This is a genomic window from Bradyrhizobium sp. LA2.1 (genome assembly GCF_040547725.1).
Lineage (GTDB): Bacteria > Pseudomonadota > Alphaproteobacteria > Rhizobiales > Xanthobacteraceae > Bradyrhizobium > Bradyrhizobium barranii.
This window is the reverse complement of sequence record NZ_JBEPQI010000015.1, coordinates 1-14,940: the sequence shown is the minus strand read 5'-3', so window position 1 is coordinate 14,940 and position 14,940 is coordinate 1. Positions and strand designations below refer to the sequence as shown.

At 58.4% G+C, this 14,940-nt stretch carries 16 protein-coding genes, 1 tRNA gene and 1 pseudogene; 8 read left to right on the top strand and 10 right to left on the bottom strand.

Translation table 11 applies throughout. From position 1 onward, the window contains the following. Positions 1 to 28 precede the first annotated feature (28 nt). The 3 genes from ABIB95_RS27010 (at position 29) to ABIB95_RS27000 (ending at position 1,992) form a co-directional block, all read left to right on the top strand. Positions 29 to 769 carry a di-trans,poly-cis-decaprenylcistransferase gene (locus ABIB95_RS27010; protein WP_354243716.1) on the top strand — a complete coding sequence of 247 codons (741 nt, stop codon included), beginning with the start codon at positions 29 to 31 and terminating at the stop codon, positions 767 to 769. Between the two features lie 121 nt (positions 770 to 890). Continuing rightward, entirely contained in the window at positions 891 to 1,427 is a 537-nt protein-coding gene (locus tag ABIB95_RS27005) for a GNAT family N-acetyltransferase (RefSeq protein WP_354243714.1), read from the top strand. A gap of 76 nt (positions 1,428 to 1,503) precedes the next feature. Continuing rightward, complete coding sequence (locus ABIB95_RS27000) at positions 1,504 to 1,992, top strand: Crp/Fnr family transcriptional regulator (protein WP_354243711.1); 489 nt, start codon at positions 1,504 to 1,506, stop codon at positions 1,990 to 1,992. Here ABIB95_RS27000 and ABIB95_RS26995 read toward each other — a convergent pair. Continuing rightward, entirely contained in the window at positions 1,931 to 2,758 is an 828-nt protein-coding gene (locus tag ABIB95_RS26995; RefSeq protein ID WP_354243708.1) for a metallophosphoesterase family protein, read from the bottom strand. The genes ABIB95_RS27000 and ABIB95_RS26995 overlap by 62 nt on opposite strands. A gap of 212 nt (positions 2,759 to 2,970) precedes the next feature. On the opposite strand from ABIB95_RS26995, the gene ABIB95_RS26990 reads away from it, so the two are divergent. The 3 genes from ABIB95_RS26990 to ABIB95_RS26980 all read left to right on the top strand — a co-directional run bounded on the left by ABIB95_RS26990 (position 2,971) and on the right by ABIB95_RS26980 (position 4,476). Beyond that, positions 2,971 to 3,660, top strand: coding sequence for a DNA-3-methyladenine glycosylase I (locus ABIB95_RS26990; protein WP_354243706.1), 690 nt, complete (start codon positions 2,971 to 2,973; stop codon positions 3,658 to 3,660). Positions 3,661 to 3,684: 24 nt separating this feature from the next. Continuing rightward, complete coding sequence (locus tag ABIB95_RS26985; protein ID WP_014491041.1) at positions 3,685 to 3,978, top strand: DUF1330 domain-containing protein; 294 nt, start codon at positions 3,685 to 3,687, stop codon at positions 3,976 to 3,978. Positions 3,979 to 4,182: 204 nt separating this feature from the next. Then, a complete protein-coding gene (locus ABIB95_RS26980; RefSeq protein ID WP_028151137.1) occupies positions 4,183 to 4,476 on the top strand; it encodes a hypothetical protein in 294 nt (97 codons plus the stop codon). Positions 4,477 to 4,600: 124 nt separating this feature from the next. On the opposite strand, the gene dinB is transcribed toward ABIB95_RS26980, so the two are convergent. Further along, positions 4,601 to 5,701: a DNA polymerase IV gene (dinB, locus tag ABIB95_RS26975; RefSeq protein ID WP_354243702.1), complete on the bottom strand. Its 1,101-nt coding sequence runs from the start codon at positions 5,699 to 5,701 to the stop codon at positions 4,601 to 4,603. Positions 5,702 to 5,744: 43 nt separating this feature from the next. Between dinB and ABIB95_RS26970 the strand changes: the two genes are divergently transcribed. After that, positions 5,745 to 6,188, top strand: a complete 444-nt coding sequence (locus ABIB95_RS26970) for a TspO/MBR family protein (protein ID WP_175617967.1) — start codon at positions 5,745 to 5,747, stop codon at positions 6,186 to 6,188. A 94-nt stretch (positions 6,189 to 6,282) separates the two neighbouring features. Then, the gene (locus ABIB95_RS26965) at positions 6,283 to 6,492 is read left to right on the top strand and encodes a hypothetical protein (protein WP_166066169.1); all 210 of its coding nucleotides are present in this window, start codon (positions 6,283 to 6,285) and stop codon (positions 6,490 to 6,492) included. Between the two features lie 25 nt (positions 6,493 to 6,517). Here ABIB95_RS26965 and ABIB95_RS26960 read toward each other — a convergent pair whose 3' ends face one another. From ABIB95_RS26960 to ABIB95_RS26925, 8 genes and pseudogenes are all read right to left on the bottom strand, one after another. Next, positions 6,518 to 7,450, bottom strand: coding sequence for a ferritin-like domain-containing protein (locus tag ABIB95_RS26960; protein WP_354243698.1), 933 nt, complete (start codon positions 7,448 to 7,450; stop codon positions 6,518 to 6,520). A 448-nt stretch (positions 7,451 to 7,898) separates the two neighbouring features. Beyond that, positions 7,899 to 7,984, bottom strand: a tRNA-Arg gene (locus ABIB95_RS26955). Between the two features lie 276 nt (positions 7,985 to 8,260). Then, positions 8,261 to 9,208: an MrcB family domain-containing protein gene (locus tag ABIB95_RS26950; RefSeq protein WP_354243696.1), complete on the bottom strand. Its 948-nt coding sequence runs from the start codon at positions 9,206 to 9,208 to the stop codon at positions 8,261 to 8,263. 35 nt (positions 9,209 to 9,243) lie between these two features. Continuing rightward, a complete protein-coding gene (locus ABIB95_RS26945; RefSeq protein ID WP_354243693.1) occupies positions 9,244 to 10,698 on the bottom strand; it encodes a DUF8370 family protein in 1,455 nt (484 codons plus the stop codon). Between the two features lie 9 nt (positions 10,699 to 10,707). Further along, positions 10,708 to 11,412: a hypothetical protein gene (locus ABIB95_RS26940; RefSeq protein WP_354243690.1), complete on the bottom strand. Its 705-nt coding sequence runs from the start codon at positions 11,410 to 11,412 to the stop codon at positions 10,708 to 10,710. Positions 11,413 to 12,162: 750 nt separating this feature from the next. Beyond that, a complete protein-coding gene (locus tag ABIB95_RS26935) occupies positions 12,163 to 14,028 on the bottom strand; it encodes a DEAD/DEAH box helicase family protein (protein WP_354243687.1) in 1,866 nt (621 codons plus the stop codon). 196 nt (positions 14,029 to 14,224) lie between these two features. Next, positions 14,225 to 14,620, bottom strand: a complete 396-nt coding sequence (locus tag ABIB95_RS26930) for a hypothetical protein (RefSeq protein WP_354243684.1) — start codon at positions 14,618 to 14,620, stop codon at positions 14,225 to 14,227. Beyond that, a pseudogene (locus ABIB95_RS26925) lies at positions 14,617 to 14,877 on the bottom strand (tyrosine-type recombinase/integrase); the annotation flags it as partial. The gene ABIB95_RS26930 and the pseudogene ABIB95_RS26925, both read right to left, overlap by 4 nt. Positions 14,878 to 14,940: the final 63 nt, after the last annotated feature.

Sequence of the window (14,940 nt, the reverse complement as noted above, 5' to 3'; positions counted from 1 at the left end):
TCCCCCTTTTTTGACCGGAGACTTTGCAATGCAAAGCGACATGACCTCTCGCAACGAGAAGCTTCACGTCGGCATCATCATGGACGGCAACGGCAGGTGGGCGACGCGCCGCGGCTTGTCGCGCCTGCGCGGCCACGAGGCCGGCGTGGAGGCGATCCGCCGCATCGTCGAGGTCGCACCCAAGCAGGGCATCGGGACGCTGACACTTTACGCCTTCTCCACCGACAATTGGCGACGGCCGAAAACCGAAGTCGCCGCGCTGATGACGTTGCTGCGCTTCTATCTCGCCAACGAGGTGCAGAGCCTCGCCAGGAACGGCGTGCGCCTCACCGTGATCGGCCGCCGCGACCGTCTGCCCGACGGCATCGCCAATGCGATCGCGCGCGCGGAGGACGCCACGGCGCACGGCAGCGCGCTTCACCTGCGCATCGCGGTCGACTATTCCGCGCGCGACGCCATCCTCAACGCCGCAGCGAAGGCGGCGGCACTGACGAGCCTCACCCGCGAAGCCTTCTCGCAGCTCGTCACCGGCGAGGCCGGCCTGCGCGACGTCGATCTCATCATCCGCACCTCCGGCGAGAAGCGGCTGTCGGACTTCCTGCTCTGGGAAGGCGCCTATGCCGAGCTGCACTTCACCGAGCGGATGTGGCCCGAATTCGACGCGGGCGATCTCTCCGCGGCTCTGGCGTCCTTCCACGGCCGCGAGCGCCGCTTCGGCGGCCTCCAGGCGATCATGCCCGACGAGGTGCCGTCACTCTCCCGTGTGTGATGCACGGCACGGGACAACGAGCTGTTCGTTTTCAGCCGCATGATTGGCAGTGGTGTCCAAGCCGCGGAAGCGCGGCCTCGGTTAGGTGTGCGAGCCACGCAACCTGCCGAGAGCATCACGCATGTCACAGCTGTTTCCAGGAGCCGTCGTCGAGCCGGTCGAACTGGCCGAAGCGAAGGGCATGGTATGCATCAGGACCGCCGGCGTATCCGATGTCGAGAACCTGTCGGTCTATTTCACCGGCCTGTCCACGACGTCGCGTAACAAGCGCTTCATGGGCGCGCGTACCGACGTCGCCCTGGTCGCGGCCGAATGCTTGGCGAGGACGGGCCGTCCCGGTCATTTCACCCTGCTCGCCGAAGTCAGGCAGGGAGGGCAGCACACCATCATCGGCGAAGCGAACTACGCCTATGATGCGACTGCACGGCATGGCGAGTTTGCCATTTCGGTCGCCGATGCGTTCCAGCGCCTGGGCCTCGGCTTGCAGATGATGACGGCGATGGAGACGCGGGCGACCGATCTTGGCCACGAGATGATTGCCGCCGAGACTGCGCGGACAAATGCCGAGATGCGTGGTCTGGCGAAGAAGGCGGGCTTCCGGGATACCGGTCTCGGAGACTGGCAGTCGGTTCACCTCGCAAAGCGCCTGTCGCGATAGCCGTCCGCGCGTTGCCGCCTGGCACGGATCGTGCTCTAGTATCGCCTGGATTTCCCCAGCGATGGGAGCTTCGGCGATGCGCGCAGTTCTGGATCATTGCACCGGCGGAACGGAGCGGCAGGTCAAGGCCGGCACGTTGGTGGTCACCGAGGGCGGCACCAGCAGCGGCCACCTCTACGTGCTCGTCGAGGGCAAGCTCGACGTGCTCAAGAGCGACACGGTGGTAGCGACCATCACCGAGCCCGGCGCCGTGTTCGGCGAGATGTCCGTGCTGCTCGGGCTGCCGCACACCGCGACGGTGCGGGCCAGCTCGGATTCCGTCATCTATGAGTTCGAGGACGCGGCGTCATTCCTCATCCAGCGGCCCGAGGTCGCGCTGCTGCTCGCGCGCACGCTGGCGCAGCGGCTCAACGTCGCCAACACCTATCTCGCCGATCTCAAGCGGCAATATGCCGGCCACGGCACGCATCTCGCCATGGTCGGCGAGGTGCTCCAGAGCATGATCAACCTGCCGCCGCTCGAGGTCTCGCCAGGCTCGGATCGGCAATCCGATCCAAGGATGTGAGCCAGTCCGGCGGCTCCTCGACGGTGTTTGCGGGCCGCTTCAGCGGCGCGCTGAGGTCGATCCATTGCGCTTCGCCCGCTGCCAGCCAGAACGCCTTGTTCGCATCGAGATCCAGCACGATATGCGTCGGCGGCCGTCCCGGTTGCAGGCCGGCGTTGAACACCCAGGTCAGCCCGAGCCGGTCGAACCACGAACCGTCGGCGATGAAGGGTGACTGGTGCACATGGCCCGAGATCACCATCGACGGCTGATACTGCATGATCCACTGCACCAGATCGACATCGCCGAAGAAGCGCTTGCCGCCCCAGCTGGTCGGTGAATTCGCCGGCGGCGCATGATGCGCCCAGATCCACCGCTGCGGGCGATTGGCGGCGGCGTTGTGCAGCTGCTCGACGATGCGCTGCTTGACCAGCGGGCCATCCCACCACGGGCACACCGTGAACAGCGTGTCGCCGATGGTGAGGCTGTCGCCGTCGCAAATGATCCCGAGCTCCCGCACCTCCGAGATCCAGCGCGAGATCTTTTCGCCCTCCGCATTGCGCTCGTCGAGGTCGTGATTGCCGGAGCAGAGGATCACGCGGGTCTGCGCCGCGAGCAACGCGAGGTACTTCTTCATCACCACGATCTGCGCGCGAAAATCCACCATTGAGCCGATGTCGAGGGCATCGCCTGCGAAGATCAGGAGGTCGAACTGCGGCGCCGCGCTGGCCAGCCAGTCGAGCTGCGGCAGCGAGTAGTGCAAATCGGCCACGACCAGGCAGCGCATTGAAAATCCATGGGCGGGTTTGAAAAGGTCTGGGAATTCCAAAACGTTATTTATAAAGCAAGAAGCAGACCAGAATGGCTGCTCTCTTCGTCAGGCCAATGGCCGGCCGCATGCTGCGGCGCATTGGCGTGCGCAGGTGGCCGGGCACCGCAGGGCTGGACCATGTCATCGAATTCTGATGTCGTGGCGCATCCTCAAACGCCCGTATCCGCATGACCTCCTTCAAGACCATTCGTGCCCGCGCCGAGAAACGCAAGGGCGGCCCCAAGGCGCTGGACAAGCTGATGCCCGAAAAGCCCGACCTGAAGGGGCTGGCCAAGCTCGGCGACGATCGCATCCTCGCCGAGATGACCAGGCGGGTGTTTTGCGCGGGCTTTGCCTGGAGCGTGATCGATTCGAAATGGGACGGATTTGAAGCGGCGTTCCTGCATTTCCAGCCGGCCAAGCTCACCTTCCAGCCCGAGGATTATTGGGAGGGCCTCTTGCGCGACGCGCGCATCGTGCGCAACGGCGCCAAGATCATGTCGGTGCGCGACAACGCCAGCTTCGTCCAGGAGATCGCGAAAGAGCACGGCAGCTTCGGCAAGTTTCTGGCGAAGTGGCCGCCATCCAACGAGGTCGGCCTGCTCGATCTCCTCACCAAACGCGGCAGCCGGCTCGGCGGCAACACCGGGCAGATGCTGCTGCGCTTCGTCGGCTGGGATGGTTTTGTCACCTCCAGGGATGTCGTCGCCTGCCTGCGCGATGCCGGCCTCGACATCGCCGAAGAGGTCAAATCAAAGGGCGATCTCGCAAAAGTGCAGGCACAGTTCAACGCGTGGGCCGAGGAGACCGGTCTGCCATACACATATCTGTCACGCATCTGCGCGCTCTCGGTTGGCGAGAACCGAGGCGAGCACTAGGTCACGAGAACAAGGAGAAACAAAATGGCAAAAGCCTATTGGGTTGCGACCTACCGCGCGATCAAGAGCCCCGACGCCATGGCGGCCTACGCCAAGCTGTCGCGTCCGGCTATCGAGGCCGCCGGTGGACGCGTGCTCGCGCGCGGGATGCCGGTTGCGGCCTACGAGCACGGCCTGATGGAACGCGTCGTTCTCATCGAGTTCGACAGCGTCGAGCGCGCCAAGGCGGCGTATGAAAGTCCCGCCTACAAGGCCGCTCACGACCTGCTCGGCGACGGTGCCGACCGCGATATCCGGATCGTCGAAGCCGCCGAATAGCGGCATCGACAGGCGGATCGTGTGCATCGTGTGGCTATCCCGTGCCGTGAGCGCGGCCGATGAAACTCGCGATCACGAAATGCATTTTTCCGGAACATTCGTGCGCAACACCCGTTCGGGAATTTGAGCCAGGCGACACAGGCGCAGGGAACGCCCGTCTTGGCTCAACTCACTGAAACCCGGCACGCAGAAACGGAGCAGCTCATGAAGCTCACATCCGAACAGGTGAAGCAGACCGTCAACCAACTCGGCGCCCAGGTGCTGCCCGACGAACATCCCGCCATGCCGCAGCTCAACAGCATGTTCGGCGAACACACCTTCTTCGTTGACGAAACGGGCCTGAAGGTGCTCGAGCCGACCCCGTCGGTCGGCGCCGAGCGCCAGACCGGCGAAGTCGTCAGCCTCGCCGACTGGAGCGATGCCGACCTCACGCGCCTGATGGCCCACGAGCCGGAGCCGACGGGAGTGATCGTCGTGTTCGAGCATGTGAGGCATTGATTGGCCCGAGCGGATCGGCCTTCATCGGTGGCGGGTCTGAAAATCCCGCCACCTTCCATGACTGGTCTGGAGCCGCGCCGCGGGACAGAGGTCTCGCGTTCGCGGCGGGGCTTTCCAGGCTGGTTCAAATGCCGAAAGTCAGCTGCGGCTCCGCATCGTCGCCGTCCTGGAGGGCAGACAGCGATACCCCCACGAGCCTGACGCGCTTAGGCAGCGGCATCTCGGCTTCGAGCAGGCCGCAGGCCAGCCGCTCCAGGTCGTCCCGGCCTGCAACCGGCGCGGCGACGGACCTGCTGCGTGTGATGATCTCGAAGTCGGCGAACTTGATCTTCAGGGTGACGGTGCGGCCGCGGTTGCCGGTCGTCTCGCAATGGCGCCAGACCTTGTCGACAAGCGGCTTGAGCTCGGCGGCCAGCGCGCCGTATTCGTCGAGGTCGGTCGAGAACGTCGTCTCCGCGCCGATCGACTTGCGAATCCGGTTGGCCCGGACCGGCCGCTCGTCGACGCCGCGTGAGATCCAGTAGTAATAGGCGCCCGACTTGCCGAAATTCGCATTCATGAACTCCAGCGTCTGGTTGCGGATGTCGAGGCCGGTGAACAGGCCGAGCGCATTCATCTTCGCGCTGGTCGCCGGGCCGATCCCGTGGAACTTGCCGACGGGCAGCGTCTCGACGAAGGCGGGTCCCATCTCCGGCGAGATCACGAACTGACCGTTGGGCTTGCGATGATCGGAGGCGAGCTTTGCAAGAAACTTGTTGTAGGAGATGCCCGCCGAAGCGTTGAGGCCGGTCTCGGCCTTGATCTTCTCACGGATCAGCAAGGCGACGTCCCGCGCCAGCGGGATGCCTTGCAAATTCTCGGTCACGTCGAGATAGGCCTCGTCGAGCGACAATGGCTCGATGATTGGCGTGTGCTCGGCAAAGATGTCGCGGATCTGCCTGGAGATCGCCTTGTAGACCTCGAAGCGCGGCCTGACGAAGATCAGGTCGGGACATTGCCGCTTCGCGGTCACCGACGGCATCGCAGAGCGAACGCCGAACTTGCGGGCCTCGTAGCTGGCGGCCGCGACGACGCCGCGTTCCGCGGAGCCGCCGACGGCGACCGGCTTGCCGCGCAGCTCCGGATTGTCGCGTTGCTCCACGGACGCATAGAAGGCATCCATGTCGATATGGATGATCTTGCGGACGGGCGAGGCCTCGCCAGTCACCGTGCCGGATTCGCTCATGGAACGATGATACAATTGCCCGAAGAGAAGCGCGAGGTGATGGATGCTTCAGTTGTTGGTCTTCGTCGTCGGTGTGGTCGGCATCGGCTGGCTGATCGGCGCGACCAATCTTCCGGGAGAGTGGTATGCGGCCCTTGCCAAGCCGGGTTTCGTGCCGCCGAACTGGGCGTTCCCGGTGGCGTGGACTATCCTTTACATCATGATCGCGGTTGCGGGCTGGCGGACTTTTCGCCGTGAGCCGTCGGGTCGAGCGATGCAGGTCTGGGCCGCGCAACTGGCGCTCAATTTCGTTTGGTCTCCGGTGATGTTCACGATGCACCAGATCGGCGCCGCGCTCGTCATCCTCATCTGTCTGTTCGTCGCGATCGTGACCTACATCAGTCTCGAGACATCACGGGACAGGCTGGCTGCTGCGTTGTTCGTGCCTTACGCAGCCTGGGTCGCCTTTGCCGGCCTGCTCAATGCGGCCATCTGGCGCTTGAATTGAGGCGATTTGTCCAGGGTTCATCAAAGAGCAATCTCAGGCTTGTGAGTGGCGAGCCTAGGCCCGCGTTCCTACATGGGGGCGCGGAGGACAGCCAATGCAATACAGCTCCGAGCTCGTTCAGACCATGCGCCAGGCCCTCGAGACCGTGATGGCGAGCGTGCCGGCCCATCAGTCGGTGTTCGGTCTGAAAGCCGCTGTCGCCGAATGCATTTTGAAAGCTGCCGCGCACGGTCATACGTCGTATGACGCCCTGGTGACGTCCGCCTCCGATCAGATCCAGTCGATCATCTCGATGCTGACGTGAGAGAGGCAGGCGGCAGATCCGGAGTTCATGCCGACGGAGGCGCCCATAGGAACTCAGGACGAATGCCCTGCTGGATGAGGTCCGTGCCAAGCGACTGAAGTGTGAACATGGCGCCGATGCTGGGTCTTGTACCGCTTGTCCAGCACGTTTGAAGGCCGATCAAGAGCTGCGACAGGGCCTGATTGAACGCAAGCGACGGACTCGGTGTGACGGTCGATTGCTGAAAATCGAACCAGGTCGGAAACGGGATTGGTGCTCCCGTAAAGCTCCAATGGCCAGCCGCATCCTGCACCAGCGTTTTCTCGGTGTAGATTTCCTTGAAGACATAATAGTGGGCGAATGTTGCATTGCCGGTTGGGGGTTGGTTAGGAGAGCCTTCCGTACCTTCACCTTCGCCCTTGATCAGCAGGATCGCCGCCTGCGCATTGTCGATGCTCTTGATCGGCGTTGCTTCCCCCGAATTGACCGCGAAAGCGCTGGCATTGATCGCGGGATTGACTGTGGTGAAGCCCTCGGCGATCGCATCGTAGAAATCACCGATCGTCGCGGGTCCCGTTCTTGCGGTGAGCGCGACCGGTGGAAATTCCGGATACTCGATCTGCATGAAGACCTGAACTTGATCTGGCGTAAGCGGCTTCAGATCAACGGGCAGCTTTTGCAGAATTCCTCCGGGCAGGACATTGGTCGGGTAGCTCGGAATGAAGGTCGCATTGGCAATGGATGGCACGCCGCCGATCGCGGTCAGCATGTTGCCTGCCAAGGCAAAGTGATACATCTCTTGCACCACAATGTCCTCAATCATACCGCCGACGCCGCCCGGGTCGCTGTTGATCGACCATTGCGCGCAAAGATAAGGCGGGATGGTGGAGAACTCCAATTGCATCGCGGTCTGGAGTGCGTCTTTCAGGTCGGAAAGCGTCGTAATGCGATCCTCGACGAACTGGGCGATGGTTTTCATCTGAAGCACCCCTCCCGACTCGGTTGATTGCGAAGCCCTGTTCCTGGCGCCGCCACTGGATTGACGTCGTCAAGCAGGTTCCGTGTTGGCTCATTGCTTGCGGGACGAGCGCTCCCGGGGTGCTTCAGTCCGACAATAACCGGATATCCGTCTGCGACATCACGCCTACAATCGGACCTGCCCCGATGATCGCGACCAGAAACATGCTGCGATCAGGCTCATTTTCCGCAACCCATGAACAATAGTACAATTTAAGGGTGCAATCAATTGCGCAGCTGGTCAGAGATTTGTGACCGCTTTTCCATTCGACGTGCTTAGCCGGACGCGCGCGCGACGTTGCGAAGGCCAGATTGCGAGCCGCAACATTTGATGGATGGTGCCGTCACAGCGTCAAAAGCCGGCGCACAGTCTCGGTCCGGCACACAGTCTCGGTAAAGAGTAAGGAGACTGGCGCACCCGACACGATTCGAACGTGTGACCTTTGCCTTCGGAGGGCTGTCTGGCCTGTTCTGTGGGGTTTGCCGAACTGATCGCTTGATGTTTGCAGGCTCAAATAGCTCAACCGATTAGCCGCTCACAGAGCAATAAATAGGGCTATCAACTCGCAAAGGTCAAGGTGGTATTGGCTCCCTGCGGGCGATGACGCGTGACCGATGTGTGCCAAATGCAGCGTTCGGGTAGGGGGCAGGGGGGCTTCCGCTTCTCCCAATCCGTTAGATACCCGCGTGAAAAATTTCGCCAAATCTGGCATGTGAACCTGGTGCATACTCCGCACCATAACGCTCACCTGACCTCTCGGAATCCGGAAGTTCACTTAGCTAGCAACGCTCTCAGCCGTGCAACATCACTCACATCTTCGAATCTGTGAATTATGGCGTGGCAGTTTGGACAGAGAACCGCGAAGTCGGTGTGCGGATTTAGTTCAACCTTCTCATCCAGCTCGAGATCGGCGAGTGGTCTTAAATGGTGGGCGTGTATGAAGCGGTCCGCAATCGGACCGTATACGTCCGACATCTTTTTGTCGCAACCCTTGCACGTTGTGCCCTGTGCCTTCTTGACTTTCTCTGAGTTGCCACTGCGTCGCTCTATTGATCGGTGAAGACGATATCGCTTTGCTTCGGGCAATGAGATGCCCTCTTCTTCGGCTTCCCGAATGATGTCATCGTCAGCCATCCAACCGCCCGCGTTGCGAACGGCCCGATACATTGTTAGCGCCTCTCGAAGATCAGAGACAAGTTGCGTTTCGGCAGGAAGGTTGCTGGTATCATATTCAACACCCAAAATATTACCAGCGGAGTAGAGCTGCGCTCGCCAGAGCGTGGACTTCATATCAATCGCGTATGGTTGAAACCTGCCAGAAGTCGATGTCGCTCGGCTACGCATAAGTCCCGCCCGGCGCATAAGCTCTAGACGTGCGCTTGGCAGTCCGAGTTCATTTTTCAGCAGTGTACAACCTTGATTTAACGTCAAATGAATCCGGGTGCCATCGGGCGATAGAAGATAAACAACGTAGAATCCTTCTTGAACCGTCTCCGTGATGGCTAGATCAAGTATTGCAACCCATGGGGTGTGCGTCCATTTGCTCTGTCCCGCGCTTCCTTCAACTTTGAACCCCTTCTTAGCTTCGGGAACGGCGTCGCATAATGATGCGGGAAGAACGTGAGTAACTAGGTGAGCCTTTGGCGATGCAGCAAATACTTCCGCAGCGAGGTAGGCTCCTGGGTATTCTTTTGACCATCGTAGAAGTTCTTCCCTCATTTTGCCCTCTCTGAACGCTAGCGGCTGAGTCGCATTCAATTTATCAATGCGTCAAACTTGTCTTTCAACAATTTCCAATTTGCGAAGAGAGGATCGTCTTGCCGGGATGCGGTCAAGGTAGCGACATCTTCATCGTCTAGCGGAATGACGAAGCCGCGCGAGTCCTTCGCAGTGTCAATGCATCGTTTCAAGAACAGCGCCTTGTTCTGAAAGCTGCGACACACAAGAAGCCCAATCTGTCCCCGACTCGGCGAGAATCGACTCGACAATTGGTCAAGCTCGGGATTGCCGACTTCTTTCCCATAATTCTTACACTCCACAAATACGTGGGCAGCAGAATAGTGCTTCGACAACCAAGCGAAGAACCCATTAATCCCCATGTTTGTGTAAGTGATGTCGATTCGTTTCCTGCCATCGTGAATTTCATGCTGTACATTCGGATTGGTTAAGTTCGGATAGAACAGGGCGCTTATGACGCCCTCAACCGCTTTCTCGTACCGCCCCGCGTCGGCCGCTCCTGTCGGAACGCTCCGCACGTCGCGTAGCAAAAGGTGCCAATCAGTTTCGGCCGCACCTTCGAGCTTGGACATGTCGTCTAGAGTAAGCGGCAGATGCTTTTCATCCCTCTTAAGGGCTTTGTAGGTCGCAAGAGCGGCGGGATGCTTCCGAGTCTCTGTAACGATTGTCTTCTTATTGCTGCCATATTTTGCTTTGAGCGCCTTCTTCGTGACGCGCCTTCTGGTACGTGCGCGCTTACCCTTCCCAGACTTGATGATTTCAACTAGTTCGCTATTTGCTGCGAGTTCGGCTTGCTGCATCCGCGTCAGCAAGAAGTGGCGAAAGTATTCGCCTGCATCGTATTGCAGATGAGTTCGTACAAGGACCTTCGGCACAAATAGCAAGCGGCCACTTCCGGCTATCGGAAGCTCTACGAAGTCAGAATACCAACGCCTCTCAATGGGATTCCAAAGCGGTCCTGAGTCGACGCCGGGCGACATCGGAATCTCGTATTGCCGGCACATGTGTTGGGTGTATCGAATTAGCGGTGCGCGAATTATATTCGTCGCTATGTCGGAGACGATGTCGACGGAAATGCCCTCAATCATCAAAACAGTATCTTCTAGGTCCTCTAGCAATCCGCTCTTGGCCGCTTCGCTTTGACTCAGCGATTCCCAGACGTTATGCGCAGAACCGCTGCCGAGCGCATGACCTTTTGCTTTCCCGCTTGAAAGACCGAGCCGAGTTTCGTTTGGCTCACGAAGCGCACGGAGCAACGCTTCCGCCTCTCGATTGCGGTCCCCTCTGATATGGTCAAGGACTGTCTGGAAAAAATTTTGAACGAGGTGGACGCACTCGTCGCCGAACTCGGACGGCAACATAGTCAAGGCTTTGGGACTAAGAAATACAGGCGTGTCATTTACGATGTCTACATCAACAAAATCCATCGTCGCTTGAGTTCGGCCCAGTCCGTAGTGTTGGGAAATTCTCATGCTTCTTGCCTATATCGGGTCGCGAAGACCGGCGATGATTGCGATCAGGCTGACAACCGACGTTGTTGCTTCGACACAAAGGGCGGCGTCCCGGAACGTTGCCGTGCGTCGGTGCTGAAGTTGAATAGCGAGATCAAGGGAAGCCTTCGCGTGCTTTCGGACAAATTCATTGGCCCCACCACCTAATTCGACTGCGATATACGCTTCAAGCATCCGTTTCGCATCGGTTTTGCTGGCGGCGACACCATCAAGTGTCGGGTGCTTAGACGCGTCGAACACTTGCTGTGCCGTCGAAATTAAGAGTTCACGGCCTAGCAATCCCACGTTTTGAAACTGTTCTTCGGCCTTTGCTGCGGCCAGCTGGTTCTTCATTTCGGCTACGGTGCGATCCACTCGTGCCCATCCAGTCGGTTCGTACTCCCGGCCTGGCTTTCCGCGAACGCGCTTTAGCAAGGTGTCGAAACTATCATTTAGAAAGGCCCGCCTTGACTGGTACGTCGGCAGGTCGCCCTGACTCCACCGTCCGTACCAATCCCAAAGCGAGCGGTATGGCAATCCGTTTTCAATTCCGCGCGCTTGCAGTGCAGCGTCAGCTTCGTCATGTAAGGCAATGAACTGCGACTCTACTGTCTGAATTTTCCGTTCCGTAGTCGCGACGGAGATCATTGTCGCTTTGATCTTATCGAGCGCAGTGATTAGCTCGGCGTCTGTCACGATTGAGCAGCCCTAGCGCGGCTCCCGATTCGGTCGGCAAAATCCCACTTAGCTCTGCTCACGGCAGGATGCCCTCTCAAGGTTGCTGCCAAAATGGCCTACAACCTACCGTGCTAAAAACTGAGTCGCGAGTCAAATCCGCACGTCATGCCCGGCTTTTAGAACGCTGAGTCTACCCGCGCCAATTTGAGTAACGGCCCCTCCCTGCCACTCGGACAAAGACAGATACCCGCGCCTGTTTGCGGGTTTGGACGGGGCACTAGGCCCCGCCCTTCCGTAAGTTCTCGCTACGCCACAGCGGCTGAAGATTGCTGAAGTGGCATAGCGCGATCAGTTCGCACAGCGTTCGCGCAGACGATAGCGGTTTGACATGATCGACCTCCCATTGCCGGTATCGCTCCCAGCACATGCCCGTGCGAAAGCGTGCAGCGATATGGTCCCGTAGTTCGGTATGTTCGCAGCCAACCGCGTCAGCGGGACTGGCGCGGCCCCTGAGAGCCATGCCGGTGCGCCTTAGCGTGTTGCGGTACATCCTGAAGGACGGGTCTCGAATGCCTCTCAGCTGCTCTCGGTGGCGCGCCTTGGCGGCATTGCAGGCGACGCATTGCCGGTTGCTTACATACCGCTCGGACAGGTGTCCTTCTCGGCATGGTGTTCCCGTGTAGAAACGAGAAAGGCCGCAGAGAACGGCCTCACTTCTGCTTAGCACCATGAATGTGCCAGCGTTCTGTATCATCATATGCAGGCTATTCAGTACTTGATGAAGCACGCCTCCTTTCCAGGGCCGGTCTTGCAGTCGTATTCAACGCCGATGGCGGCAAGATCGCGCGTCAGAACAGAGTGCGCTATCCGAAGGTTGGCGGACATCCGCTCAAATGTGCGCCCTGCGATGGAAAGCTGTACAATGATCTGAGTTTTAGTGTAGGTGCCGGATCCGCACTTACGCATCAAGCTAACAAGTTTTCGCTCGGTAGGACCTAACTGCTTGCCGATCTTCGGAGCAGCGTGCCATTCCTTGAGCTGTGAGCCAGGCATTTCCTGTTGGATGGATGCAGTCAATGCGTCTGCAACGTCGCCAGAAGGCAACAGGATGAAAACGTCCGTAGGCCCGCAGTTGCCTTGATCGTCAGTGATCTTCCGACAGTGGCCTCTGCCGATTGCCTGTACGACACTCCTTGCAATGAAGCCGATCTTAATTGCGGCCTTCATGTCCGTTTGGTGCCCGTACCGTCGCTGTCCCTCGAACCAGTCGGCAGACTGCTGGCCGACACCTGCGAAGAAGGCGTTGGTGGGTGCTATGTCATCCAAATAGGGGAGTCCGTACACAACAACTGTATCGAAGTCTTTCCAATCGTTTTTACCGTCGAGATCGCCCCAGTGCGCTACTTCAAATGCTCCACACTTTAGGCCGCATTTTCGTATGTAATTTCGCGCATCTTTGTGCGTAATCGCCAGCACTTTACTATTTGGCTTTATGCGCTGTGCGAGATGCGTGGCAACTGCGGGCCAGTCAGTAGGAGCATGTTTCGCTAGATACTCTTTCCCAACACGATGCCCTCGCGATACATGGATTTTCACATTAGTATATGAGCGGATGCCGCTGGGACGTGGCAGAATAAGAACATCAGAGCCAAGCAAGTCATAGCCCGTATCAACCCCAGCAGTTGCGTCCAGAATAACTCCGCACATTCGCTTGGTGTCGAGTAACGATCTTGAGCTATGTAAGCGTGTCCGGCCTCCCCTCTTACTTAACCATCCCCATCCTATTCGTTGGATCGTCCGTAGTTGCTCAACGAGTTCCAGGTATTGCTTCTTGAACGTGGTCCTTTGTGAATCCTTAGAGCGGCGTACTAGCTCAACGTTACGCCATACCTCCGTGGCATCCGTAGGAAGCCTCCGTATCGCGCGATCAAGAATTTCAAGGTCTGTGTCTTGGAGCATCGCAATCTGCTCGACCGACAGCAGCCTGTCTGAACGATTGGTAGTTTGTTCATTGTCGATTGACCGCACAAGTGCGAGAAGCGGTTTCAGTGCGTCGATGGCATCTGCTGGCAATTGTCCTGAGAGAGGCCCGCACATTGCCGCAAGATCATCCCTTTCTGCTTCGTAGGCATCGACCCAGTTGAACGCCTCATCAACAATGAGCCATTTGCGTAGCGACTGATGGTACTGATGGTACAAGTCAAGTCTGATCGGTATCTCAGCATCCTCCGCCTCCCTTAGTGCATTTGCGTAGGCTTTGTGCGTGATTACCACAACTGGACTTGCAGCCATGTCACTCGACTTGACCTTGGCATCTGTATGCGCGGCTATGGCGATGGTTGCACCGGCGCTGGTGTTTATAGCGTGTGCGATTTTGTCGGCCTCGCACTTGAATTTAGTGACGACGAGCGCGCCGGGATGCTCAGTGATGGTTGGCGTGGCTAATAGGACAATGAGAGCCTCGGTCTTTCCTGCGCCGGTTGGCGAGGGCAAGACTTGCCAGCGTCGTTGCTTTGCAGCGGCTTCAAGAGCTTCTTCAAGTTGTAACCAGCCTTCAATAAGGGCGCTGGTGCAAGGCAACCGGAGAGTATTCGTCCAGTGCCGGATCATTCGGTCGATAAATCGACTGTTCATTTGCGTTTGTTGTTCTCTAAAAACGAAAAGGCCCGCCGATTGGACATCGACGAGCCTTCGGGTTGTGGTGGGAAAAGTCCGACAGGTATCTCTAGAAGTTATATTTAGAGAGAGCTGTCGATCTAACGAGCTTGGATTGAGTGAGCCGGTGGCTCTTATCTAATAGGGAGGGACCGGCCATAAGGACGCTTGGTTGCTATTTAGCCTCCCGTCTCCGCAGATTAACCAGCTTCCCCATATTGCTGACTTTGGCATGTGTCACCAACATCGCTTTGATCATGCTGCCGTAGCGCAGCAGGAACGGAACGTCATTGTCGTCAACTGGAACGGCCATGGTCTGTTGGAGATAAACCTGCACAACTCTCGTATTTTCAGCCAATTCGACAATTGATACTATGAGCATGGGTGTTTTTCTAAACCAGCCGCGCTTGGCTATGCACATAGTAACGAGAGATAGCCCGCTGCCATCCTCGTACATTAGCGGGCAGATAATCATGTCGTCCTGCATTATCGGCTGCAGCCCGATCAACGTTAGTTGCATGTGGGTTAGGTTTGCTACGTATTCCGGTATTGCGAGCGCCCGTTGTTTCATGCCGCCATCTCCTTGTTGTTCCTACGTAGCTTGGCGACAATATCCTCTGCCTTGAGATGCGTATAACGAAACAGCATCCGCAAATCCTTGTGTCCGCTGATTGATGCGACCTCGGCTGTATTTAGTCCCTTTTCAAAAAAGCGGCTCACTGCTTCATGACGCAGATCGTGGAACCGTAGCTCTTGCACACCAATACAACCGTCCCTCTCTGCACGACGCTTGCAGCGTCTCCCTCCGGCGAGGGCCGCCTTGTTGGATTAGTCCAATTGGTGCGTAACAGTCCTTATGGACAGCCATAAGCGCAGTACTCAGCTTGAACG